This is a genomic window from Candidatus Methylomirabilota bacterium, from assembly GCA_035315345.1.
In the GTDB taxonomy this organism is placed as follows: domain Bacteria; phylum Methylomirabilota; class Methylomirabilia; order Rokubacteriales; family CSP1-6; genus CAMLFJ01.
Genome location: DATFYA010000045.1, coordinates 60,940 through 81,899 on the forward strand (window position 1 = coordinate 60,940; position 20,960 = coordinate 81,899).

Below are 20,960 nucleotides of genomic sequence, written 5' to 3' on the forward strand. Positions count from 1 at the left end.
ATGCTCAAGGTCGTCACGCTGCTGATCCTGCTCGGAGTGCTCGCCGGCTGCGCCTCGTCTGCGTCCGACGAGTGGGCGAAGCCGGGCGGGACCAAGGAGCAGGCCAACAAGGACTCGGCGGACTGCCTCTTCGACGCCCAGACCATGCGCGGCGCCGGCGCCGCCATGACGGTGGATCAGGTGCAATACCGGCAGTGCATGGTGAACAAGGGCTACACGTCGAACAAGTAGCGGCGTCGAGGCAAGCCGCGGGCTACGCGATGGCTATTTGACCCAGGTCTGGGTGCGGTAGAAGACGCCAAGGTAGCCGCGGACCTTCAGCGTGCCGCCCTCTTCCCAGACCTCGGCCTTGTAGACCTTGCCGTCGTCCGGGTCGAGGATGGTGCCGCCCTTGTAGCGATCCTTGTCGGGACTCAAGCCCTTGATGATCACGAGCCCGACGATCGGTTGGTCCTTGTCCTCGCCGGTGCAGGCGCTGCACTTCTTGCGCTGGCCCTGCGCGTTGACGGCGTCGGTCAGGCCGACGATCTTGCCGAAGAGCTTGCCGCCCTGCTCGTAGAGCTCGACCTCGGAGACGACCTTGCCGGTCTTCTCGTCGACAGTCTTCCACTTGCCGGCCGGCGACTCGGCCGCGAAGGCGAGGGAAGCGGTGAGAAGGCCGGTCAGCGTCCCGACGAGCAGCGATCGCCTCATGACTACTGCTTGCGCAGGGTCACGTTCGCGACGTTGATCCCGTTGATCTTGCCGGTCATCTGATTGCCGGTCACGGTCAGCCAGCCGCTCGACGGCGACTCGAGCCGGATCGTGTTCCCCGACACCATCCCGCTGACATTCGCCACGTTGTTGACCACGGGGCCGGTCACGTTGAAGTCGCCGCTCACGACCGATCCGCTCTGCTTCAGGGTTCCCCGAACGTCCCCCGATCCCACGCTCACGTTCTCGTAGGCCCACGTGCCAATCCAGGTGCCGGTCACGTCGACACTCGGCGGGGCGGCCGGTCCCGACGACGCGCAGGCGGTCACCGCGATCATCGTGCTCACGAGCAGCAGTCCGAGGGTGGCCTTCATGATGGGCCTCCTTCGTGGAGCGGTGCGTGCATCACTTGTTGATCTTGCTGATCTTGGAGCCCTGGATCCCGAGTCCGGCCATCAGTCCTTTCTGGTCGAAGAAGATCGCGTACATGTCACTCTGCAGCGTGGTGGAGGTGAACGCGGTCGCGGCACCGGTATCGAGCACGGCGATGCTCGGCCCGGTGCCGAGCTCGAAGCCGCCGCTCTTGTTCAGGTATTCGAGGGCGGAAGCGGTCATGAAGAACAGCGCATAGCCGAATTTCTGGACCCCGGCCTGCAGGCCGTACGAGGCCGCGACCGAGTTGTAGTAACCGATCGTCTTGCCCTTCTGGCGAAGGGCTCCGTCGCCGTACTGCGCTCCAAACATGAAGCCGGCCTTGTAGATGCTGGGGAACACGAGGACCGCCTTGGCCCGATTGGTGAGCTCCTTCGCCTTGGGATCCTGGGCGTAGAGGTCCCGCAGGGCTCGGTCGACGTCGCGGTTGATCTCCGCCGCGCTGGCCGCGAACGCGGGTCGCGTCGTCGTCGTCAGTCCGATGGCGAGCACCACCGCGAGGAGGCCCGCTCCGAGTCGAGTGTTGAACATCGTCCGCTCTCCCGCGATTACCGACAGGTTGAGGTGGCCCAGCTCACTTGACGAGGGGAATCTGCTTGGCGAGTTCGAAGTTCACCAGGGCCCGGAGCTTGTTCTCGACCTGATAGAGCCGGGCGACCTTCTTGGCGGGCAGCACCTTCTCGAATCGCGGGACGTAGGATTTGAGGATCGCGACGTGACTCGCCTCGAGGGCCAGGTAGTCGTTCAGGAGCGTGGTGGCGGTGGCGTCGCTCATCGACTCGTAGGACTTTGCGAAGCGATCGATCATCGCGAGCATCTTGTCGTAGTGGGCGACCATGTCGCTCTGGTACGCGTTGTAGATCGGCCAGAACGTCTTCGCCTCACCCTCGGTCAGCGCGAGCGCGTCCGAGATGAGCAGCCGCTTGTCCGCTCGCGCCTTCTCCCGGAGGAGATCCATCTGGTCCGCCGGCTGGCCGGCCGGCTTGTCCGCGGGCTTGTCCTGCGCCCACGTCACGCCGTGCGTGAAACCGGTCAGGACCGCTCCGATCAACAACAGGCAACAGGCTCGACGTCCCATCGGTGGCGCTCCCTTCGGCCGGCACGAAGCGGTGTACGGCGACTCTTCCAACCAGGGAGTATGGCGAAAGCAGTCAGCCGGGCCTAGTGGGACTTTGGTCCTATACCCCCGTTCCCGCCTCTGTGTTTCCATGCGGTCCGTGACCGAGGGGAGAGCCACGCTCCCGACGTGGGACGTCACCCGGATTCTCCTCGCCGTGCTCGCCCTGGGCGGGCTGATCGCGGCGAGCCTCTGGGTGCTGCGGCCGTTTCTCCCGGCGCTGATCTGGGCCACCATGATCGTGGTGGCGACCTGGCCGGCCATGCGCGCGGCCCAGCGGCGGCTGGCGGGCCGGCGCGCTCTCGCGGTGGCCCTGATGACGGTGGCGATGCTGGTCATCGTCATCGCCCCGATCGCGGTGGCCATCGTCGTGGTGGTGGACCACGCGGACGAAGTCGTGGAGTGGTCGAAGGGCGTGGTCGTGGGCGCGGCGAGCGGTCCGCCGGTGTGGGTCAGCGGCCTGCCGCTCGTGGGCCAGAGGCTCGCGGGGGAGTGGGGCAAGCTCGCCGCCGGCCGGCCCGAGGACATCGCCGCCCAGATCGGTCCCTATCTCCGGGCGATCGGCGCCTGGATCGTCTTCAAGGCGGGGAGCCTGGGGCTGCTGCTCCTCGACCTGGTCCTCACCGTGATCATCGCGGCCATCCTGTACGCGCACGGCGAGCTCGTCGCCGACGGGGTGCGCGCCTTCGCGCGCCGCCTGGCCGGCGACGCGGGGGACCAGGTGGTGATCCTGTCCGGGCAGGCCATCCGCGCCGTCGCGCTGGGCATCGTGGTGACGGCTTTGGTGCAGTCGGTGATCGGCGGGATCGGCCTCGCCATCACCGGGGTGCCGTATCCGGTCCTCCTGACCGCCGTGATGTTCCTGCTCGCGGTCGCTCAGATCGGCGCGGGGCCGGTGCTCTTCGGCGCGGTCATCTGGCTCTACTGGAGGGACCAGACGCTGTGGGCCATCGTGATGCTCATCTGGTCCGTCATCACCGTCAGCTTCGACAACGTCCTGCGCCCGGTGCTGATCAAGCGGGGCGCCGACCTGCCGCTCGTCCTCATCTTCGCGGGAGTGCTCGGGGGGCTCGTCGCCTTCGGGATCGTCGGCCTGTTCGTCGGTCCGGTCGTGCTCGCGGTCACCTACACGCTGCTCGTGGCGTGGGTGGCCCGCCCCGGAGAGCCGAGAGGCTGACCGTTTCCCCCTCGGCCACGAGTGGTGGAGCTACGGCGCGGAGAAATTTCCGATTTCCATCGGGACTTCGCGAATCCGGCCGGTTCACAGTGACCCCGATCACGGCCGAATCGACACGGCCGCCGAGGGGAGGGAGTCCAATGACCGTTACGATCCAGACCGTGCGTGGCCGGCGCTGGACTCGAGCGCTGGTGAGCGGCCTCCTGATCGGCGCGCTGCTGGGCGCGCGCCCGGCCGGGGCCGACGACGCACCGCCGCCCCCGCCGGTGCCTTCGCCGATCGAGGCCTTGTTCCAGCCGGTCAGGGAGAAGGTGCGGACCCTGCCGTGGTCGTTCCTGGCCGACACCGACCTGCGCTTGCACTTCCGCAGCTACTATTTCAACCGCACCAACCCCAACGACACCGTCAACGAGGCGTGGGCCTTCGGCGGCTGGGTCAGCTATCAGTCCGGCTGGCTGCTCGATACCTTCGCCATGGGCGCGACCCTGTACGGCTCGGCCCCGCTCTATGCCCCGGATGACCGCGACGGCACGCTCCTGCTCAACACCGGGCAGCAGGGCTACTACGTGCCCGGCGAGGCCTGGGGGGCGCTGCGATACAAGGACTACGCCCTGCTCAAGGGCTACCGGCAGCTGGTCGAGCAGGGCTACATCAACCCGCAGGACAACCGGATGACCCCCAACACCTTCGAGGGTGTCACCCTCGGAGGCAAGGTCGGCTGGCTGCAGTACCTCGCGGGCTTCCTCTGGCAGATCAAGGCCCGGAACTCCGACGAGTTCGTCAGCATGTCGGAGAAGGCGGGAGCGGTCAACAGCGACGACGGCGTCGGGCTGGCCGGAGTGCGGCTGACGCCGATCCCCAATCTCCGCATCGACGTGAGCAACCAGTACGGCGTCAACACCTTCAACACCGTCTACGGCGAAGCCGACTACGTCCACACGCTCAGCGAGGACTGGAAGCTCCGGGTTGGCGCGCAGTTCACCGACCAGCGGGCGGTGGGCGATGCCTTGCTGGCTCCGGCCGACGGCCGGTACTGGGCCACCCAGCAGGGCGGCGCGCGCGTGCAGGCCACGTGGCGCGACATCACGCTGACGACGGCCTTCTCCATCACCGGGGCGGGCAACACCATCCAGAGCCCATGGGGGACCTTCCCCGGATACCTGTCCATGATCGACCAGGACTTCAACCGGGCGCGGGAGAAGGCCATCCTGATCGGCGCCGCCTACGTCCTGCCCGGGTCGATCGTGCAGGGGCTCAGCGCCAACGCCAACGTCGTCTACGGGTGGGATGCGATCAACCCGTCCACCCGGCAGAAGGCGCCGAATCAGGCCGAGTACGATCTCACCGTGGACTGGCGGCCGGCGTGGCGGGAGCCCGGCTTCCTCAAGGGCATGTGGTTCCGGGCCCGCTCGGCCATCCTCGACCAGCAGAACGCCGGCACTCTCGGCTACCAGTTCCGTCTCATCCTCAACTGGGAGCGGGACCTGATCTAGTGTCGATCCTCGTGAACGGAGGCCTCCATGTTTGAGTGGTTCGCGACGACGCTGCGCGCCTACCCGGAGATCGCGATCTTCCTCGCGCTCGGTGTCGGCTACTACGTCGGCAAGTTCACGATCCGCGGCATCGGGCTGGGCGCGGTGACCTCGACCCTGCTCGCCGCGGTGCTGATCGGCCAGCTCGGCATCACCATCTCGCCCAACGTCAAGTCGGTCTTCTTCCTGATGTTCCTGTTCGCGGTGGGCTACGGGGTCGGGCCGCAGTTCGTACGCGGCATCGCCAAGGATGGGGTGCCGCAGGCGCTGTTCGCGGTGGTCGTCTGCGTGCTCTGCCTGGGCGCCGCGGTGGTGGCGAGCCAGCTCGCCGGCTACGATCTCGGCTACACCGCCGGCCTCTACGCGGGCTCCCAGACCATCTCCGCGTCGATGGGCCTGGCGACCGACGCCATCAATCGCCTCGGACTGCCGCCCGAGCAAGCCAAGGCGCTGCTCGACGCGATGCCGATCGCCTACGCGGTCACCTACATCTTCGGCACGGTGGGCTCGGCGATCCTGCTCGCCCTGATCGGGCCGCCGCTGCTCGGGATCGATCTCGCGGCGGCCTGCAAGGCATACGAGGCCCGGCAGAGCGCGGGCACCGCGCAGGGCGGCGCGGGCACGGCGTGGCACCGCTGGGAGCTGCGCGCGTTCCGGGTGCGGCCGGGCGGGAGGGCAATCGGCATGCGGGCCGCCGAGGCGGAGGCGATGGTGCCCGACGCCAGGGTCTTCATCGCGCGGCTCCGGCGCGGCAACGGCACGATCGAGGAGGCGACCGCCGATACCGTGATCCGGGACGGAGACGTGCTGGCCGTCGTGGGAGCCCGCGAGGTCCTCGTGAAGGTCATCGGGGAAGCCGCCCAGGAGGTGGACGATCCCGAATTGCTGAGCGTCCCGGTCGAGGGCGTCGACGTGTACGTGACCAGCAAGGACGCCGACGGCAAGACTCTCGCCGACCTGGCGAAGCGGCCGAGCGCGCGCGGGGTCTACCTGCGGAAGATCACCCGGGGCGCCACCGCGGTCTCCATTCCCATCCTGCCGACCACCCGGATCCACCGCGGAGACATCCTGACCCTCGTCGGCCGGACCCAGGACACCACCGCGGCGGTCCGGGACCTGGGCGTGCCCGACCGGCCGTCGGACGTCGCGGACGTCGCGTTCATCGGCGGGGCGATCACCCTCGGCGCGCTGGTCGGCGCGCTGGTCTGGAAGGTGGGAGGCGTGCCGCTGACCCTGTCCACCGCGGGCGGGGCCCTCATCTCGGGCCTCGTGTTCGGCTGGCTGCGGTCGACGAGGCCCTTCTTCGGGCGCATCCCGTCCTCCACGGTGTGGTTCATGAATTCCGTCGGCCTGAACGTGTTCATCGCGGTGGTGGGCATCTCGGCGGGCCCGGGGTTCGTCAACGGGCTGAAGACCCAGGGCCTCAGCCTGTTCCTGTGGGGCATCTTCGCCACCTCGGTGCCGTTGATCCTCGCGATGCTCATCGGCAAGTTCATCTTCCGCTTCGACCCGGCGATCCTGTTCGGCGCCTGCGCGGGCGCGCGCACCACCACCGCCGCGCTCGGCATGATCTGCGAACAGGGAAAGAGTCAGGTGCCCGCGCTCGGCTACACCGTGACCTACGCGGTCGGCAACACGCTGCTCACCATCTGGGGCATGATCATCATCATGATGCTGACCTGAGTCGGGAGGAGACCAATGGACGTCCTGACCCTTCGCGAGTACGAGACCCTCAGCCCGTTCGAGATCAAGGACTTCCTCGCCAAGGCGGCGCAGAAGGCGGCGAAGGCCTCGTCACTGGCCTATCTGAACGCGGGCCGCGGCAATCCCAACTGGATCGCCACCACCCCGCGCGAGGCCTTCTTCCTGCTGGGTCAGTTCGCCATCACCGAGAGCAAGCGCGTGCTCGACCTCCCCGCCGGCGTCGGCGGCATGCCGAAGGCGCCCGGGATCGCCGACCGCCTGGAGGGTTGGCTGCGCGCCCACCGGGACATGCCGGGGGCGGCCTTCCTCGAGGCGATGGTGCCGTGGGCGGTGAAGAAGTTCGGGTTCCAGCCGGACGCGTTCGTGCACGAGCTGGTGGACTCGATCATCGGCGACAACTACCCGGTGCCCGACCGGATGCTGGTCCACAACGAGCAGGTCGTGCACGAATACCTGCAGTGGGCGATGTGCGGGACGCCGCGGCCGACGGGAACGTTCAAGCTCTACGCGGTGGAGGGCGGCACCGCGGCGATGTGCTACATCTTCAAATCCATGAAGTCCAACCGTCTCCTGAACGCGGGAGACACCATCGCCCTCGGCGTGCCGATCTTCACGCCCTATCTCGAAATGCCGCACCTCGAGGACTACGACCTCAACCTGGTCCACGTCCGCGCCCCCCAGGAGAACCGCTTCCAGTACACCGACGAGGAGCTGAAGAAGCTGCTCGATCCGAAGATCAAGGCGTTCTTCCTGGTCAACCCGGGCAATCCGAGCGCCATGGCCATCAGCGAGGACACGATCAAGAAGATCGGCGCGATCCTGAAGGCCCGGCCCGAGCTGATCCTGCTCACCGACGACGTCTACGGGACGTTCGTGCCCGGCTTCCGCTCGCTGCTGGGGGCCTTCCCGCGCAACACCATTGGCGTGTACTCCTACAGCAAATACTTCGGCTGCACCGGCTGGCGCCTCGGGGTCGTCGCGGTCCACGAGGACAACATCTTCGACCGGATGATCGCCCAGCACCCGGAGGCCATCCAGAAGAAGCTCGACAAGCGCTACGGAGCCCTCACCCTCGAGCCCCGCAAGATCAAGTTCATCGATCGGATCGTGGCGGACAGCCGCGACATCGCCCTGAACCACACCGCGGGCCTGTCGCTGCCCCAGCAGGTGATGATGACGCTGTTCTCGCTCTCCGAGCTGATGGACGAGAAGAAGGCCTACCAGGCCGCCTGCATGGGCATCGTCAAGCGGCGGGTGTGGGCGACGATCGAGGGCCTCGGCATCGACGTCCAGCCGAATCCCCTCTTCGACGACTACTACGGGCTCGTCGACCTCGAGTTCTGGATCCGCAAGTACGCGGGAGAGGACGTGGTCAAGTGGGTCAAGGCCAACGTCCATCCGCTCGACATCGTGTTCAAGCTCGCCGAGGACCACGGCATCGTGCTGCTCAACGGGGGCGGGTTCGAGGCGCCCGACTGGTCGGTGCGCGTGTCGTTCGCCAACCTGAACGACGACGTCTACGACGACATCGGGCGCGCGGTGCGGGCGGTGACCCGCGGGTACTACCAGGCGTATCAGCTGGCCACCGGCAAGAGCGCCCCGGCCGGGACGCGGGCGGCTGCCTTGCCGAAGCTCACGAAGGCGAAGGCCATGCCCGCGAAGGCCACGACCGCGAAGGCGAAGGCGCGGAAGCGCCGATGACGCCGGGAAGCCGTCGGCCGCGGTGAACCGGGCCAGTCTCGCCGTCCTGCTCGCCTGCCTGGTGGGCATCCCGGTGGGCATCGGCGCGTTCACGTTCGTCTACGCGAAGGGCTTCTCCTACCTCTCGACCGATCCGAGGGCGTGCGTGAACTGCCACATCATGAACCCGCAGTTCGACGCCTGGCTGAAGAGCGGCCACCGGCACACTGCCACCTGCGTGGAGTGTCACCTGCCGCACGCGGGCCTCTCGAAGTGGGCGGCCAAGGCCGAGCACGGATTCCGGCACTCGGTCGCCTTCACGCTCCAGAACTTCAAGGAGCCGATCGAGATCACCCCGCGCGATCGCGACATCGTCCGCGTGAACTGCGTGCGCTGCCACGAAGGGCTGGTCCACGCGGTGGTCGGGGGACCCGGCCCCATGCGGGGCCCGCTCGACTGTCTCCACTGTCACGCCGGCGCCGGACACGGCGCCGGAGGCTGAGACGTGAGGGTGAACATGCTACCCAGCCCCGAATCCCGCCCGCGGCGGCGGCCCTGGGTCTTGCCGCTGCTCGGCCTGGCCGCGGTGGCCGGCCTCACCGTGCTCCTGCTGGCCCTGCTCACGAACATCTTCGAGCGCAAGCAGGAGGCCCGGCAGACATACGTGCGGGTCGTGGACGTGACCGAGGACACGATGGACCCCAAGGTGTGGGGCCAGAACTGGCCCGCCCAGTACGACTCCTATCTCAAGACCTCGCTCCCGACCACCACCAAGTACGGCGGGCGCGGGCTCGCGGGCGGCGACGCCGGCCCGTCCGAGCAGAAGCTCGAACGGGATCCGTGGCTCAAGCGGATCTTCGCGGGCTACGCCTTCGCGCTGGACTACCGGGACCGGCGCGGCCACGCCTACGCCCTCTTCGATCAAGAGCAGACGCGGCGGGTGACCGAGCGGCAGCAGCCGGGCGCGTGCCTGCAGTGCCACGCGTCGAACCTCGCGCTCTACCGCTTCGTCGGGAAGGGGGACGTCCAGAAGGGCTTCGAGCAGGTCTCGGGCATGCCCTACGCGGAAGCCCGGGGGATGAAGGACGACAAGGGCCAGACGCTCATCCAGCATCCGGTCGCCTGCGTGGACTGCCACGACCCGAAGACGATGGCGGTGCGCGTGACCCGGCCCGGCTTCATCGCGGGCATCAAGGCGCTGAAGGCCCACGAGGGCATCGCGGACTACGATCCGAACCGCGACGCCACCCGGCAGGAGATGCGCTCGTTCGTCTGCGGGCAGTGTCACGTCGAGTACTACTTCAAGGGGCCGGGGAAGATCGTGACCTACCCGTGGGCGAACGGTCTCAAGGTGGAGGAGATCGAATCCTATTACGACAAGGAGGGCTTCTCGGACTGGGTCCACGCGGAGACCGGCAACAAGGTGCTGAAGGCCCAGCACCCGGAGTTCGAGGTATGGTCGCAGGGGGTGCACTCGCGATCCGGCGTGGCCTGCGCGGATTGCCACATGCCGTACGAGCGGGTGGGCGCCACGAAGGTGAGCGACCACTGGGTCCGCAGCCCGCTGCTCAACATCAATCGAGCCTGCCAGACCTGCCATTCGATCGCCGAGAAGGAGCTGGAGGCGCGCGTGCTCAACATCCAGGACCGCCACTACGCGCTCATGCAGCGAGCGGCGCACGCCACCACCGACATGCTGGATGCCATCGTCGCCGCCAGGAAGGCGGGGGCGGGCGAGGGCGATTTGCAGGTCGCGGCGGCCGAGCAGCGCAAGGCGCAGTGGCGGCTCGACTTCGTGGCCGCGGAGAACTCGATGGGCTTCCACGCCCCGCAGGAGCTGGCGCGGATCCTCGGCGAGGTCATCGACCACGCGCGCCAGGGCCAGCTCGAGGCCGAGCGCGCGATGCGGAAGCGCTAGCGCGACCGCGGCCGAGCGATCGACGCGCGGTTACCGCGACGAGGAGGGCGGATTGCGGCGTCGCCTCGCTCGCTCCTCCATGTAGCGCGCGAACTCCTCCGCTGAGTATCAGGGACTGGGGAAGACGGGCGAAGGCCAGGACCGCGCCCAGTACCATCAACGCGCGCGGTCGCGCCTCGCTGGCCAGGAGGATGGCGGCGAGGCTCACGGCCAGCAGCCACTCGCTGGGCTTCGCGCCGAGCGGCAGGGTGGTGAAGAATGCGTGCCCCGTGAGCGTGAGCAACAGGGCGCAGAAGAGCCCGCCGAAGCGATAGCGGCGGAGGCGGACGGTCAACGAGCGGGTGGCCATCGTGACTTCCCTCCGTCACCTCTTCGGCGGGGGGCGCGCGCGCCGGTCACGGGCGGCCGGGCCGAAGTACCGGCAGGCCGCCGGGCGAATCGCCACCAGCCCTCCGCCGATGCCCGGAGCCGGGATGTTCAGCCGGCCAGCACGGGCACCCGGACCGCCAGGCCACGTCCCACGAACCGCACGCCCATCGAAACCAGCAGGGTCGAGATGAGCTCGAACTCTACCGTCCGCACGGGCGTGGCGGATCATACGTCAGTGGGCCCGCGCGCGGGCTAAAATGTGCCGGGAGGAGATCAGGTCCCATGGTCATCAGATCGCTGACGGTCTCGTCGTTGAAGTGGATGGCAACGGCGGCGTTGCTCGCGGGCCTGGTGCTGCCCCCGGCCGCGCAGTCCATCGAGATTCCCCCGCGCAAGGTCGAGATCAACAAGTTCACCTGTGGTGATTTCTCGGCACTGGCCACCGGTGAGGAGCGGGATCGGGTCCTGATCTACATGAACGGCTACCTCGACGGGACCCGTACGACGGCGGTCTGGGACGCGGCGTCGGTGGCCGCGCGCATCGACGAGGTCGTGCGCCTCTGTCAGCAGGATCCGAAGCTGACCCTCATCAACGCGTTCAAGCGCGCCTGGCGGCGCTAGCCGAGGCGGCGCGCGGTCACTTGCTGACCTGCGCGCGCCCCTCCTCGAAGAGCTTCTTCATCTGGTCCGCCATCACGCGGTGCCCGATGCTGCGCTTCATCGAGCCTCCGAATCCGGCCACTTGATCGGTGAAGGCGTGCGCCCCGTACACCACCACGGTGCCTTCCTGGACAGGCAGGAAGCCCGCGAGGGCCTGCTCGCCATTGTAGCCGGTGCTGGCGTAGTACTGGCGCTGGACGACGACTCGCGCCGCGCCTTCCGAGGCCGCGAGCACGTGAGCCAGGACGTACGTCTCCTTGCCCTGGATGTTGTACTTCAGCCAGTAGAAGTTCTCGCGCATCCCGGGAACCGTCGCGGTCGGGTAGTCGAGGAGAACGGCGTGGAGCGCCGGCGCGTAGTTCGCCAGATGCCGCGTGGACTGACCGGCCTTCCGCAGATCGGCCGCCAGGTCCGTGGTGCTCCCTCCGCGGTCGTAGGGCGCGATGCCGCCCAGTCCGGACGCCCGGTACGCCTGGTAGCGCGCCAGGAGCATGCGGTGCAGTTGCTGCTGGACCGAGTGCGTTGTACCGCCCCGGAGAATCGCGAAGCCGGAGATCTCGCTCGCGCTGAGATTCAGCGCCTCGCCCGCCTTCGCCCCAATCAAGGTTTGCGCCGCCTGGTTCGAGATGTCGAGCTTGGCGAAGTCGGCCAGGGTGCCGTTGGGGCTGATCACGCCCGACTCCTTCACCTGCTCGTCGGCGGCGATCAGGTCGCCGGCCACGATCTTCCGGGCCAGGTCGTCGGGAGACGTCTTGACGAGGAAGGCGATGGAGAAGGCGAGGTCCCGCTCAGACACCGCGCCGAGGTCAGCGGTGACGAATTCCCCGTTCAAGACTCGCCGCTTATCGTCCGCAGACAGCCCTACGTCGGTCAGCACCTGATCCGCGGGGGGCTGGGCGTGAGCGGCGATCGGACCGCAGGGGACACCGGCGGCGCCGAGTACCAGCGCCGCCGCGACGATCCGGGAGCACTTCAGGGCACGGAGCATCTGTCGCATCGTGGGCCTCCTGGACTGGATCGACTGATCATCTCCCGGCGGCCGAGGCGTTGCGATGGGACCAAGGTCCAATGGCGCGGCGACGGGTGTTCTGCGAAGGTCACGCCACGTTTCGCGTCGACGCGACCAGGACGCCGGGGAGGGGGCTGATGCTGAGGTTGTTCACGTCGTCGCTGATCCTCGTGGTGGCGCTGGCCGGGTGGGGTGCGCCAGCCAGGCCCAGTTTCTCGACAACAAGCAGGGCATGGCGATGCAGACCGTGGTGACCCGCGGCCAGTTCGAGATGAAACTGCCCGGCCGCGACGGGGACCATCCTCTCCCCCGAAGTCGTCCAGCCGGTGCTGCACGAATAGGCACGCTACGGTAGACACCGAGACCCAACAGGAAGCAGCGCGGCGGATGAGGTGGACCGTAGGTGGAAGACGGTTGTGGCGGACGTCGGCGCTCGTTCCGCTGCTGGCGGTGCTGATGCTTGCTGCGCTTCCCAGGTACAGCTCCTCCTCTCAAGCTTCCAGTGGTAGGGCGACGGCGGGACTATTGGGGTCCCGAGCTCGCCGGGGCAACCCACACATAGACCAGCCAGGAGGCTCACATGCAACAGGGGAGATTGTTGGGTGGTCTGACATTGGCGACGGTCCTCGCCGTGTCGCTGACCGGATGCGCGACTGGAAAGCTCAAGCTGGACATGGCGAAGTCGTGTCAAGCGCACGGTGGCACATGGTCGCAAGCGCAGGAGACCTGCTCGATGTCGGGTAGCGGCGGCAGCACCGCCACGAAGAACGCGAAGGATATCTGCGCGTATCAGGGCGGCACGTACCTCCCCGGCGGGAGCTGCATCCTCGACGGGACGTAAAGGCAGAGACCGCCAGGATCTCAGGACGGGGCGTGGCGGTCGATCTGTCCCGGACGGGTCGCCCTCCACGCCCGTCGGCGGTGCGAAGACGGTCGGGATCGTGCCTGCCGCTCGAAGTCGCTCAGACCGCCGGTGCCCGGGACTAGCGCTCGGCCGCGATCGAGTAGCTCTCGTCGACCTTCCAGCCGCGTGCTTTGAATTCCTTGGCGGCCCGGGGCGACATCCGACCGGACAGCCAGACCGTCCGACTCTGGGCTCTCAGGTCCTCGCGAGCGGCGAAGCCGCCCGCGCGGGCCGTCCACGCCACGTAGTCCACCGGCGCGGGCACGACCACCGCGCCGGAGATGGTCCGCCCGATGATCGGCCCCGGCGCGGCCAGCTGGGCCAGCGCCTGGACGCTCTCGTGGTGGCGGGCCAGCATGTTCACCGCCGCCGCGACCAGGCGCGTCTCGTCCTGCGTGCGGGCGATCGAGGCGAAGGCCACCACCGAAGCCACGCCCTTCACCCGGCTCAGACGCTGGCAGCCCTGGGCCAGAGCGGTGAGGACACTCAGCGAGTACTGCGGGTTCTTCATCAGGGCCGCGATCGTGGCGTCCGGGGCGCCGGTCGCCACGAAGGCGGCCTGCGCCTGGTTGATCAGATCGCCGGCCGGCGTGTCGTAGACCGCGGTGTTGGTGATGGTCACCGCCGACATGGCCATCGAGTAGGGCACGAAGATGGACGTGACCGTCTGGATACCCATCCGGCCGGAGAAGGCGACCCAGGCCATGTCGTCCAGTTTCTTGGCCAGCACTTCGTTGGTGGTGTACGGGTCGATCCCGAGCCCCTTGGCGAGATCCCGGCGCTCCTTCTCGTAACCGAGGGCGCTCACCGTGATGCCGCCCACCCGCTTCGAGACGTCGGCCGCCTTCTCGCTGTCGCTGGTGTCCTTGGTGGTCGCGGACTCGTAGACCTTCTGGGTTCCCAGCTTGACTCGGTCGTACATCCGTCCCACTCCGTCCGGGATGCCCGAGATCGTCTCCACCGGATGGACGACCATGTTCACGGTCGACGTCACCGGGCGGGCGGCCGCCCTTCCGGCCGCGTCGGCGAACTGCTTCGTCTTGCTCATCTCCCCGAGCTGTCCGAGGGCGACCACCTCGCGCACCCGCACCTGCAGCATGTGGATGCCGTGCGCCTCGAAGGTGCCGAAGTCCGAGCGGATCGTGAAGCGAGCGAGGAAGCCTTTGACCGGGACCTGGCTGTCCACCTTGAAGTGTGGCCCTTTCAGCAGCTCGGGCGCCACCAGGTCCTGGGCGCGGAGCACCGGCTCGGCCTCGAAACCGGTCGGGGATGCCGCCTCCACGCTCGTCGAGAGGAGCGCCAGCGTCGATAGCGCTGCGATGAGAGCTTTCACGTGGGTGCCTGGACCTCCGCGCTGAGATCGACCGGCGGCATCCTAGCACGCCCGCGCGCGGTTCGACGCCAGGTTTCGATCCTACGAGGGCGTGCCGCCGAGGGCCTTGCCGATCGCGCCGATGAGCGAGTGCTCGTCGAACGGCTTGCGCAGGTACTCCGAGGCGCCGCCTCGCCGAGCCCGCTCGCGGGTCGGCAGGTCGTCGTGCGCGGTGATGAACACGATCGGGATCTCGATGTGGTCCTCCAGGAGGCGGTCCTGCAGCTCGAAGCCGCTCAGGCCGTTGAGATGGATGTCCAGCACCAGGCAGCTGATCCGCTCGGGGTGGTCGGAGGCCAGGAACTCCTCCGCGGAGCCGAACGTCCTGACCGTGAAGCCGGCCGCCCCCAGGAGCCGCCGGACGGCCCGGAGAATGGAGGCGTCGTCGTCGACGATGCCGATGACCGGAGTCATTGCCGTATCGTTCGGTCGCGCCTCGCCTCGAGCCACTGAGGGAGACCCGCCGGATACCAGTGTCTGCCGGGCCGTGATCGAGGGATATGGGGCCTTGGTCCTATGGGACCGGCCGTTCCGGCCGTCAGTACCGCATCGGCTGGGGAGCGAGCTTTTCGCTCATGCGGACCAGATCGGCGATCGAGTCCGCCTGCATCTTCTCCATGACCCGACCCCGGTGGACCTTGATGGTCTTCTCGGCGATCCCGAGCTTGTCCGCGATCTGCTTGTTGAGCATCCCCGCCACCACCAGCATCAACACCTCGCGCTCGCGTGGCGTGAGCGACCCCACGCGCCGCTCCAGCTCCTCCCGCTCCGCCTTCTCCGCCCGCTCCTCACCGCTTCGCCGCAGCGCGCGCTGGACGCAGTCCAGCAGCTCCTGGTCGTTGAACGGCTTCTGCAGGAAATCCACCGCGCCGCCCTTCATGGCCCGCACGCTGGTCGGCACGTTGCCGTGGCCGGTGATGAACACGGTTGGCAGGCTGCGATTGGCCTGCGTCAGCGCGGCCTGGAGGTCGAGGCCGCTCGGACCGGGAAGGCGGACGTCCAGCACCAGACAGGCCGGCCGATCCGGCGCGGCGAAGGCGAGGAAGGCCTGGGCCGACGGGAACGTCATCACCTCGAGGCCCACGGAGTGGATGAGCCGAGACAGCGCCCGACGCACGGAAGCGTCATCGTCGACCACGTACACGACCGCTTCATCCATCGATGGCTTTACGGTCTCCTCATGGGCCGCTTGTGGTCCGGACCACCGGGTCCTTCCTGCCCTTGGAGAGCCGATCGTACCACCGGCGGTCAGGGTGAGGTGCAGGGCGCGAGGAGGGTCAGCGTGACGCCCCGCGTGTCAGTGGGTGCACACGCCCGGCACCCAGCTCCCGTCGGCTCGACGGCACTCGCACGGCCGCCCGGGCGCGATGGTGAGGGGCAGCGCGCAGATGCCCTCGCTCGTGTAGCACACTCGCGCGATCGCATACGTCCCACCGGCCGGGACCAGCTCGTAGAGCGCCGGCTCCGGAAGCGGCTGGTCCTGCCCGTCCGCCGGGCCCGCCAGCACGACGGTGGCCACCACAAGTAACGCAACCAGTACCTTCACGCCTCCCGATACTGGGGGACCCCGCGAGCCGTCGCCATGGGACCTTGGTCGTACGGTCAACTCCGCGGTACGACCAAGGTCCCATATGTCGGGCGCCGAATCTCGTTTACCGTTCCGGTCAGGCCAATCGGCCGATCGTACCCCTACTTCTTCGACGGAGGACCATATGCGCAAGTCGACGATGCGCTTCGCCGTGCTGGGGCTCACCTTGGCGTCGCTCGTGACCGTGACGTCCATCGCCCCCGCCCAGGACAAGACCAGCAAGAGCACGAAGGGGACCGTCACGCTGACCAGCAAGTCCGTCGCGGTCGGGGTGGGGGTGAGCTGGGGCGATGGGGTGCTCGACTATCGCGGCAAGAAGTACAAGTTCAGCGTCAAGGGGCTCGACGTCCTGGACGTGGGCGTGTCCAAGGTGACCGCCAAGGGGAACGTCTCGAATCTGACGAAGGTAGAGGACTTCGACGGCAACTACGTGCTCACCAGCGCGGGGGCGACGGTCGGTGGCGGAGCCAGCACCGGCGCGCTGAAGAATCAGAACGGCGTCACCATGACGCTGACGTCCACGAACAAGGGTCTCAAGCTCTCGCTGGCGCAGGGCGGCGTCGAGGTCAAGCTCCAGCAATAGGCCACCGCCGCGGGCGACCGTTGCCCGGACGGTCGCCCGCGGTATCCGGCGATCATCGCAGCGAGCGGGAGCCCTCGAGAGCCGGATTCTGCCAGCCGCCGGGCGGGGCCACGATCTGGTCGACCTCGTCGGGGCCCCAGCGCCCCGGCTCGTACTCGTAGACCGGCGTGCCGGTCTTCAGCACCGGATCCACGATGCGCCAGGCCTCCTGCACGTAGTCCTCCCGGGCGAAGAGGGTGGCGTCGCCTGCCATCGCGTCGCCGAGGACGCGCTCATAGGCGTCCATCTCCTCGGCGCCCGGATGGTGGCTGCCCAGGATCTCGGCGGACTGGCCGACCAGCGCCTCCCCGGTCGCCATGACGTTCAGCCCCAGCGCGATGGTGATGTCCGGGCTGATGCGGAACCGGAAGTAGTTCTGCCGGAGTGCGACGTCCGGGTACATCGTGGGGGGCTGCTTCAGCCGCACGACGATCTCGGTGCACGTCACGGGCAGGCACTTCCCGGCCCGGATGTAGAAGGGCACGCCCTTCCAGCGCCACGAGTCGATCTGCAGCCGGAGCGCGGTGAACGTCTCCACCTGCGAGTCCGGCGCGACCCCGGGCTCACGCCGGTAGCCGCGGAACTGTCCGCGGACGAGCGATCGCGGGCTCAGCGACGGCATGGCCTTGAGCACCTTCACCTTCTCGTCCCGCATCGACTCGCTGTCCGTGCGGACCGGCGGCTCCATGGTGAGGTTGGTCAGGACCTGGAACAGATGGTTCTGGACCACGTCCCGGATGGCGCCGGTGGCGTCGTAGAACACGCCGCGGCCCTGGACCCCGAAGCTCTCCGCCATGGTGATCTGCACGCTCTCCACGTGGTTGCGATTCCAGAACGGCTCGAGGAACGCGTTGGTGAAGCGGAAGAAGATGATGTTGTGCACCTGCCGCTTGCCCAGGTAGTGATCGATGCGGAAGATGTGGCCTTCGTCGAAGCAACCGAGCAGGATCCGATTCAGGGCCTGCGCGGAGGCGCGATCCGTTCCGAAGGGCTTTTCCACGATGACCCGGCCGTCCTTGGCGCAGCCCGACCTCCCCAGCTGCTCCACCACGAGCGGGAACAGGGCGGGCGGGATGGCGAGGTAGTGCGCGGGCCGTTGCGCCGCGCCCAGCTGGGCGCGCAGTGCCTGGAATGTCGCGGGGTCGGCGTAGTCGCCGTCCACGTAGCGCAGCCGGGCGATGAGCTTGTCGAAAGCGGCGGCGTCGAGGTCTCCGTGCTTCTCGATGCTCTCGCGGGCGCGCTCCTGGAGCTGCTCGAGGGTCCAGCCCGCCTTGGCCACCCCGATCAACGGCACGTCGAGGTGGCCGCGCTTCGCCATCGCGTGCAGCGACGGGAAGATCTTCTTGTAGGCCAGGTCGCCGGTGGCTCCGAAGAAGACGAGGGCGTCGGACCGGGGGCCGCTCATCGCAGGCCTCGCTTTGCCGCCGGCGCGTGGGCCCACAGGCGGAAGCCGCCCCGGAACGCATTGGCGTTGAGGCCGGTGCGGCAGCCGGGGGGCAGCGTCTTGAGCTTCTTGACGTTGCCGCCGCCGATCACCACCGTGTCGGGTTGCATCGCCGCCGCGAGACGCGTCACCACGTCATCCACCGTCCGCCGCCACTTCTTCTTGCCTCGCTTCTGCAGCCCGCGTAGTCCCACGTAGTCCTCGAATGTGCCTTTTCGATAGGGGAGGTGACCCAGCTCCAATGGATGGACGATGCCCTCGACGATCAGCGTCGAGCCGAGACCCGTGCCGAGCCCGAGGAACAGCATCCGCCCGCTTTCGTAGCTTCCCAGTGCCTGCATTGCCGCGTCGTTGACGATCTTGACCGGGCGACCGAAGGCGGCCTCGTAGTCGAACCCGACCCATCCGCGGGCGAGGTTGTGCGGCTCCTGCACCGGCCGGCCGTGGAGCACCGGCCCGGGATAGCCGATGCTCACCACGTCGTACTGCCATCCGCGGGTGAGCCTGTGAACCCCCGCGACCATCATCTTGGGTGTCAGGGTGGGGCCCGAGTCGAACTTGCGCGCGGTGCCCTGCGAGGTGGCGCGCAGCTTCACGTGGCTGCCGCCGATGTCGACCACGAGCACCTTCGGCCGCCTCTTCGTCACCGCGTCACCTCGGCGTGGGGAGTCTCGTTCCAGAGTCGGATCACCGGACGCGAGCGGCTGCGCTCGTAGCCCAGCGCGCTGAGGCTGGCGGTGTCCAGGGCGAGACACCGGCCCGCGACCACCTCGAGCGCCACCCAGCGGGCGGCGAGCACCCGCAGGAAGTGCCCGCTCGAGAAGACCGCGACGTCGCCCGGGTTGCCGCGCAGCCGGCCCACGACGCGGTCGGCGCGGGCGCCGACCTGGTCCGGCGTCTCTCCGCCGGGGCAGCCGTCGCGAAACAGCTCCCAGTCCGGCCGGCCCGCCCGGATTTCCGTGCTCGTGCGTCCCTCGTAGTCGCCGTAGTTCCATTCGACGAGATCGTGATCGACGCAAGCCGCGTCGCCCAGTCCGGCCAGCTCGCAGGTCCGGGCCGCCCGCCGCAGCGGGCTCGTGAACACCCGGCCCAGGCTCAGGCCGCGCAGACGCGCTCCCAGCTGCCGCGCGTGCTCCTCGCCTCGCTCGGTCAGCGGCAAGTCGGTCAGTCCCGTGTGGCGGCCCGACAGACTCCAGGAGGTCTCGCCGTGCCTGGCCAGGTAGACGACGGGGAGCACTTCGCTCATGCGGTCGCCCGTTCAGACTCGTCGAATCCGCGCGAGGAGTCCATTGGACTTTGGTCCTACGCTCTGGATCGCATCGCGCTCTCCGAGGGCGCGCGCCCTCATCTCGCGCCCGCGCGGCCGGGCCCGAGCGACAGCACGGCGCGCAGGATCAGATAGCCGCAGACTCCCGCGGTCAGGGAGGCGATCAGTATCCCGAGCTTGGCCGCGTCGAGCAGCGCGCCGGGACCAAAGGCCAGCTCGCTCACGAAGAGCGACATCGTGAAGCCGACGCCGGCGAGCAGACCGACACCGGCGATGTGCGGCCACGTGACGCCGTCGGGCAGCGTCGCCCGCCCGGCCCGGACGGCAAGCCAGCTGAGCAGGGACACGCCGACGGCCTTGCCGGCCACCAGCCCGACGATGACGCCCAGGGTGACCGGGTCGGCCAGGACGGCCAGGCCCCGTCCGCCCAGGCTCACGCCCGCGTTGAAGAAGGCGAAGAGCGGCAAGATCACGAAGGCCTGCAGCGGGTGGAGGAAGCGCTCGAGCGTCAGGCCGGGCGGCCGCATGTCGGTTGCCGCGTCGTCGAGCGCCACCAGGGCGTCGAGCTGCGCTTCGTTACCCAGGACGCTGTCGCGGGTGAGTGCGGACGCGCGGAGGGCGTCCAGCCCGGCCGAGGCGCGCGCGAGGAATTCGCTCGCGGCCAGACGCGGTCTCACCGGGACCAGCATGGCGACGAGGATGCCGGCGACCGTCGCGTGGATGCCGGAGCCGAGGATGGCCACCCACACGCCGATGCAGAGGACCCCGTAGACGAGGGGCTGGCGGACGTCCCGCCGGATCATCACGGCGATGAGGACCAACAGGATCGCGGCGGCGGCGAGGGCGTCCCCGTGGATCTGCTCGGTGTAGAAGAGCGCGATGACCAGCACCGCGCCCAGATCGTCGGCGATGGCGAGCGCGGTGAGGAAGACCTTCAATCCCATCGGCACGCGCGATCCGAGCAGGGCCAGGATGCCCAGGGCGAAGGCGATGTCGGTCGCCATCGGCACGCCCCACCCCCGCGCGCCCGCGCCGCCTGCGTTCAGCGAGGCGTAGAGCAGCGCCGGCAGCACCATCCCGCCCACCGCCGCCGCCACCGGCAGGGTCGCCCGGCGAACGGAGGCGAGATGCCCCACGCTCAGCTCCCGCTTGATCTCGAGGCCCACCACGAAGAAGAACACCACCATCAGGCCGTCGTTGACCCAGTGCTGCAGCGACAGGGCGAAGATCGAGCCGCCGACGGCGACCGCGATCTCGATGTGGGCCAGGTGGTGGTACGTGTCGGCCCACGGGGAGTTCGCCCAGAGCAGCGCGGCCACCGTGCAGACGAGGAGGACGACGCTGCCCGCGACCTCCGAGTGAATGAACCAGTCGAGGACGCTGTGCCGCGCCGTCGGGCCGCCCCCGTGACTCATGGCGGCGAGTCTAGCGCACGGGTGCCGGCCGGCGCTTGACAGGCGCCCTCGGGGAGT

General features: G+C 68.5%; 23 protein-coding genes. 9 read left to right on the forward strand and 14 right to left on the reverse strand.

The features are described 5' to 3' along the window. Nucleotides 1–231 carry a hypothetical protein gene (locus tag VKN16_05620; protein ID HME93674.1) on the forward strand — a complete coding sequence of 77 codons (231 nt, stop codon included), beginning with the start codon at nucleotides 1–3 and terminating at the stop codon, nucleotides 229–231. A gap of 33 nt (nucleotides 232–264) precedes the next feature. Here VKN16_05620 and VKN16_05625 read toward each other — a convergent pair whose 3' ends face one another. Genes VKN16_05625 through VKN16_05640 form a run of 4 tightly spaced genes read right to left on the reverse strand, consistent with a single transcriptional unit; the run spans nucleotide 265 to nucleotide 2,203 of the window. After that, a complete protein-coding gene (locus VKN16_05625) occupies nucleotides 265–693 on the reverse strand; it encodes a DUF2147 domain-containing protein (protein HME93675.1) in 429 nt (142 codons plus the stop codon). Between the two features lie 2 nt (nucleotides 694–695). Further along, nucleotides 696–1,067, reverse strand: a complete 372-nt coding sequence (locus VKN16_05630) for a hypothetical protein (protein ID HME93676.1) — start codon at nucleotides 1,065–1,067, stop codon at nucleotides 696–698. 31 nt (nucleotides 1,068–1,098) lie between these two features. After that, nucleotides 1,099–1,656 (reverse strand): lipid-binding SYLF domain-containing protein, encoded by a 558-nt coding sequence (locus VKN16_05635; GenBank protein ID HME93677.1) that lies wholly within the window; start codon nucleotides 1,654–1,656, stop codon nucleotides 1,099–1,101. A gap of 43 nt (nucleotides 1,657–1,699) precedes the next feature. Continuing rightward, nucleotides 1,700–2,203 carry a hypothetical protein gene (locus VKN16_05640; GenBank protein HME93678.1) on the reverse strand — a complete coding sequence of 168 codons (504 nt, stop codon included), beginning with the start codon at nucleotides 2,201–2,203 and terminating at the stop codon, nucleotides 1,700–1,702. 139 nt (nucleotides 2,204–2,342) lie between these two features. Between VKN16_05640 and ydiK the strand changes: the two genes are divergently transcribed. From ydiK to VKN16_05675, 7 genes are all read left to right on the forward strand, one after another. After that, nucleotides 2,343–3,419, forward strand: a complete 1,077-nt coding sequence (gene ydiK / locus VKN16_05645; protein HME93679.1) for an AI-2E family transporter YdiK — start codon at nucleotides 2,343–2,345, stop codon at nucleotides 3,417–3,419. Between the two features lie 140 nt (nucleotides 3,420–3,559). Then, nucleotides 3,560–4,912 carry an OprD family outer membrane porin gene (locus tag VKN16_05650; GenBank protein HME93680.1) on the forward strand — a complete coding sequence of 451 codons (1,353 nt, stop codon included), beginning with the start codon at nucleotides 3,560–3,562 and terminating at the stop codon, nucleotides 4,910–4,912. A 27-nt stretch (nucleotides 4,913–4,939) separates the two neighbouring features. Next, nucleotides 4,940–6,634, forward strand: coding sequence for an aspartate-alanine antiporter (gene aspT / locus VKN16_05655; protein HME93681.1), 1,695 nt, complete (start codon nucleotides 4,940–4,942; stop codon nucleotides 6,632–6,634). 15 nt (nucleotides 6,635–6,649) lie between these two features. Then, entirely contained in the window at nucleotides 6,650–8,356 is a 1,707-nt protein-coding gene (gene aspD, locus VKN16_05660; GenBank protein HME93682.1) for an aspartate 4-decarboxylase, read from the forward strand. A 22-nt stretch (nucleotides 8,357–8,378) separates the two neighbouring features. Continuing rightward, complete coding sequence (gene nrfH / locus VKN16_05665) at nucleotides 8,379–8,837, forward strand: cytochrome c nitrite reductase small subunit (GenBank protein HME93683.1); 459 nt, start codon at nucleotides 8,379–8,381, stop codon at nucleotides 8,835–8,837. A 3-nt stretch (nucleotides 8,838–8,840) separates the two neighbouring features. Further along, on the forward strand, nucleotides 8,841–10,253 hold the full coding sequence (locus VKN16_05670; protein ID HME93684.1) for an ammonia-forming cytochrome c nitrite reductase subunit c552: 1,413 nt from the start codon (nucleotides 8,841–8,843) through the stop codon (nucleotides 10,251–10,253). 651 nt (nucleotides 10,254–10,904) lie between these two features. Continuing rightward, nucleotides 10,905–11,243, forward strand: coding sequence for an HdeA/HdeB family chaperone (locus VKN16_05675; protein ID HME93685.1), 339 nt, complete (start codon nucleotides 10,905–10,907; stop codon nucleotides 11,241–11,243). A gap of 16 nt (nucleotides 11,244–11,259) precedes the next feature. On the opposite strand, the gene VKN16_05680 is transcribed toward VKN16_05675, so the two are convergent. The 6 genes from VKN16_05680 to VKN16_05705 form a co-directional block, all read right to left on the reverse strand. Next, a complete protein-coding gene (locus tag VKN16_05680) occupies nucleotides 11,260–12,114 on the reverse strand; it encodes a hypothetical protein (protein ID HME93686.1) in 855 nt (284 codons plus the stop codon). 265 nt (nucleotides 12,115–12,379) lie between these two features. Then, the gene (locus VKN16_05685) at nucleotides 12,380–12,592 is read right to left on the reverse strand and encodes a hypothetical protein (GenBank protein ID HME93687.1); all 213 of its coding nucleotides are present in this window, start codon (nucleotides 12,590–12,592) and stop codon (nucleotides 12,380–12,382) included. 682 nt (nucleotides 12,593–13,274) lie between these two features. After that, on the reverse strand, nucleotides 13,275–14,528 hold the full coding sequence (locus VKN16_05690; GenBank protein ID HME93688.1) for a hypothetical protein: 1,254 nt from the start codon (nucleotides 14,526–14,528) through the stop codon (nucleotides 13,275–13,277). Nucleotides 14,529–14,609: 81 nt separating this feature from the next. Further along, nucleotides 14,610–14,981 carry a response regulator gene (locus VKN16_05695; GenBank protein ID HME93689.1) on the reverse strand — a complete coding sequence of 124 codons (372 nt, stop codon included), beginning with the start codon at nucleotides 14,979–14,981 and terminating at the stop codon, nucleotides 14,610–14,612. A 124-nt stretch (nucleotides 14,982–15,105) separates the two neighbouring features. Then, a complete protein-coding gene (locus VKN16_05700) occupies nucleotides 15,106–15,726 on the reverse strand; it encodes a response regulator transcription factor (GenBank protein ID HME93690.1) in 621 nt (206 codons plus the stop codon). A 138-nt stretch (nucleotides 15,727–15,864) separates the two neighbouring features. Further along, nucleotides 15,865–16,113 (reverse strand): hypothetical protein, encoded by a 249-nt coding sequence (locus tag VKN16_05705; GenBank protein HME93691.1) that lies wholly within the window; start codon nucleotides 16,111–16,113, stop codon nucleotides 15,865–15,867. Nucleotides 16,114–16,279: 166 nt separating this feature from the next. Between VKN16_05705 and VKN16_05710 the strand changes: the two genes are divergently transcribed. Then, entirely contained in the window at nucleotides 16,280–16,738 is a 459-nt protein-coding gene (locus VKN16_05710; GenBank protein HME93692.1) for a DUF1134 domain-containing protein, read from the forward strand. Nucleotides 16,739–16,790: 52 nt separating this feature from the next. On the opposite strand, the gene zwf is transcribed toward VKN16_05710, so the two are convergent. The 4 genes from zwf to nhaA all read right to left on the reverse strand — a co-directional run bounded on the left by zwf (nucleotide 16,791) and on the right by nhaA (nucleotide 20,903). Next, nucleotides 16,791–18,182: a glucose-6-phosphate dehydrogenase gene (zwf, locus tag VKN16_05715; protein ID HME93693.1), complete on the reverse strand. Its 1,392-nt coding sequence runs from the start codon at nucleotides 18,180–18,182 to the stop codon at nucleotides 16,791–16,793. After that, the gene (locus VKN16_05720; protein HME93694.1) at nucleotides 18,179–18,868 is read right to left on the reverse strand and encodes an ROK family protein; all 690 of its coding nucleotides are present in this window, start codon (nucleotides 18,866–18,868) and stop codon (nucleotides 18,179–18,181) included. Before VKN16_05720 ends, zwf begins: the two co-directional genes overlap by 4 nt. Next, nucleotides 18,865–19,467: a histidine phosphatase family protein gene (locus VKN16_05725; protein HME93695.1), complete on the reverse strand. Its 603-nt coding sequence runs from the start codon at nucleotides 19,465–19,467 to the stop codon at nucleotides 18,865–18,867. The genes VKN16_05720 and VKN16_05725 overlap by 4 nt, the downstream gene beginning before the upstream one ends. Before the next feature lie 98 nt (nucleotides 19,468–19,565). Continuing rightward, nucleotides 19,566–20,903 carry a Na+/H+ antiporter NhaA gene (gene nhaA, locus VKN16_05730; GenBank protein HME93696.1) on the reverse strand — a complete coding sequence of 446 codons (1,338 nt, stop codon included), beginning with the start codon at nucleotides 20,901–20,903 and terminating at the stop codon, nucleotides 19,566–19,568. Between the last annotated feature and the right edge of the window lie 57 nt (nucleotides 20,904–20,960).

Bases quoted from the DNA above. Each gene is read 5' to 3' on its own strand.
- VKN16_05710 (HME93692.1), top strand. From the start codon at position 16,280: ATGCGCAAGTCGACGATGCGCTTCGCCGTGCTGGGGCTCACCTTGGCG.
- VKN16_05620 (HME93674.1), top strand. From the start codon at position 1: ATGCTCAAGGTCGTCACGCTGCTGATCCTGCTCGGAGTGCTCGCCGGC.
- VKN16_05725 (HME93695.1), bottom strand. From the start codon at position 19,467: ATGAGCGAAGTGCTCCCCGTCGTCTACCTGGCCAGGCACGGCGAGACC.
- VKN16_05625 (HME93675.1), bottom strand. From the start codon at position 693: ATGAGGCGATCGCTGCTCGTCGGGACGCTGACCGGCCTTCTCACCGCT.
- aspD (HME93682.1), top strand. From the start codon at position 6,650: ATGGACGTCCTGACCCTTCGCGAGTACGAGACCCTCAGCCCGTTCGAG.
- VKN16_05685 (HME93687.1), bottom strand. From the start codon at position 12,592: ATGGTCCCCGTCGCGGCCGGGCAGTTTCATCTCGAACTGGCCGCGGGT.
- VKN16_05700 (HME93690.1), bottom strand. From the start codon at position 15,726: ATGGATGAAGCGGTCGTGTACGTGGTCGACGATGACGCTTCCGTGCGT.
- nhaA (HME93696.1), bottom strand. From the start codon at position 20,903: ATGAGTCACGGGGGCGGCCCGACGGCGCGGCACAGCGTCCTCGACTGG.
- aspT (HME93681.1), top strand. From the start codon at position 4,940: ATGTTTGAGTGGTTCGCGACGACGCTGCGCGCCTACCCGGAGATCGCG.
- VKN16_05630 (HME93676.1), bottom strand. From the start codon at position 1,067: ATGAAGGCCACCCTCGGACTGCTGCTCGTGAGCACGATGATCGCGGTG.
- zwf (HME93693.1), bottom strand. From the start codon at position 18,182: ATGAGCGGCCCCCGGTCCGACGCCCTCGTCTTCTTCGGAGCCACCGGC.
- VKN16_05650 (HME93680.1), top strand. From the start codon at position 3,560: ATGACCGTTACGATCCAGACCGTGCGTGGCCGGCGCTGGACTCGAGCG.
- VKN16_05695 (HME93689.1), bottom strand. From the start codon at position 14,981: ATGACTCCGGTCATCGGCATCGTCGACGACGACGCCTCCATTCTCCGG.
- VKN16_05635 (HME93677.1), bottom strand. From the start codon at position 1,656: ATGTTCAACACTCGACTCGGAGCGGGCCTCCTCGCGGTGGTGCTCGCC.
- VKN16_05640 (HME93678.1), bottom strand. From the start codon at position 2,203: ATGGGACGTCGAGCCTGTTGCCTGTTGTTGATCGGAGCGGTCCTGACC.
- VKN16_05675 (HME93685.1), top strand. From the start codon at position 10,905: ATGGTCATCAGATCGCTGACGGTCTCGTCGTTGAAGTGGATGGCAACG.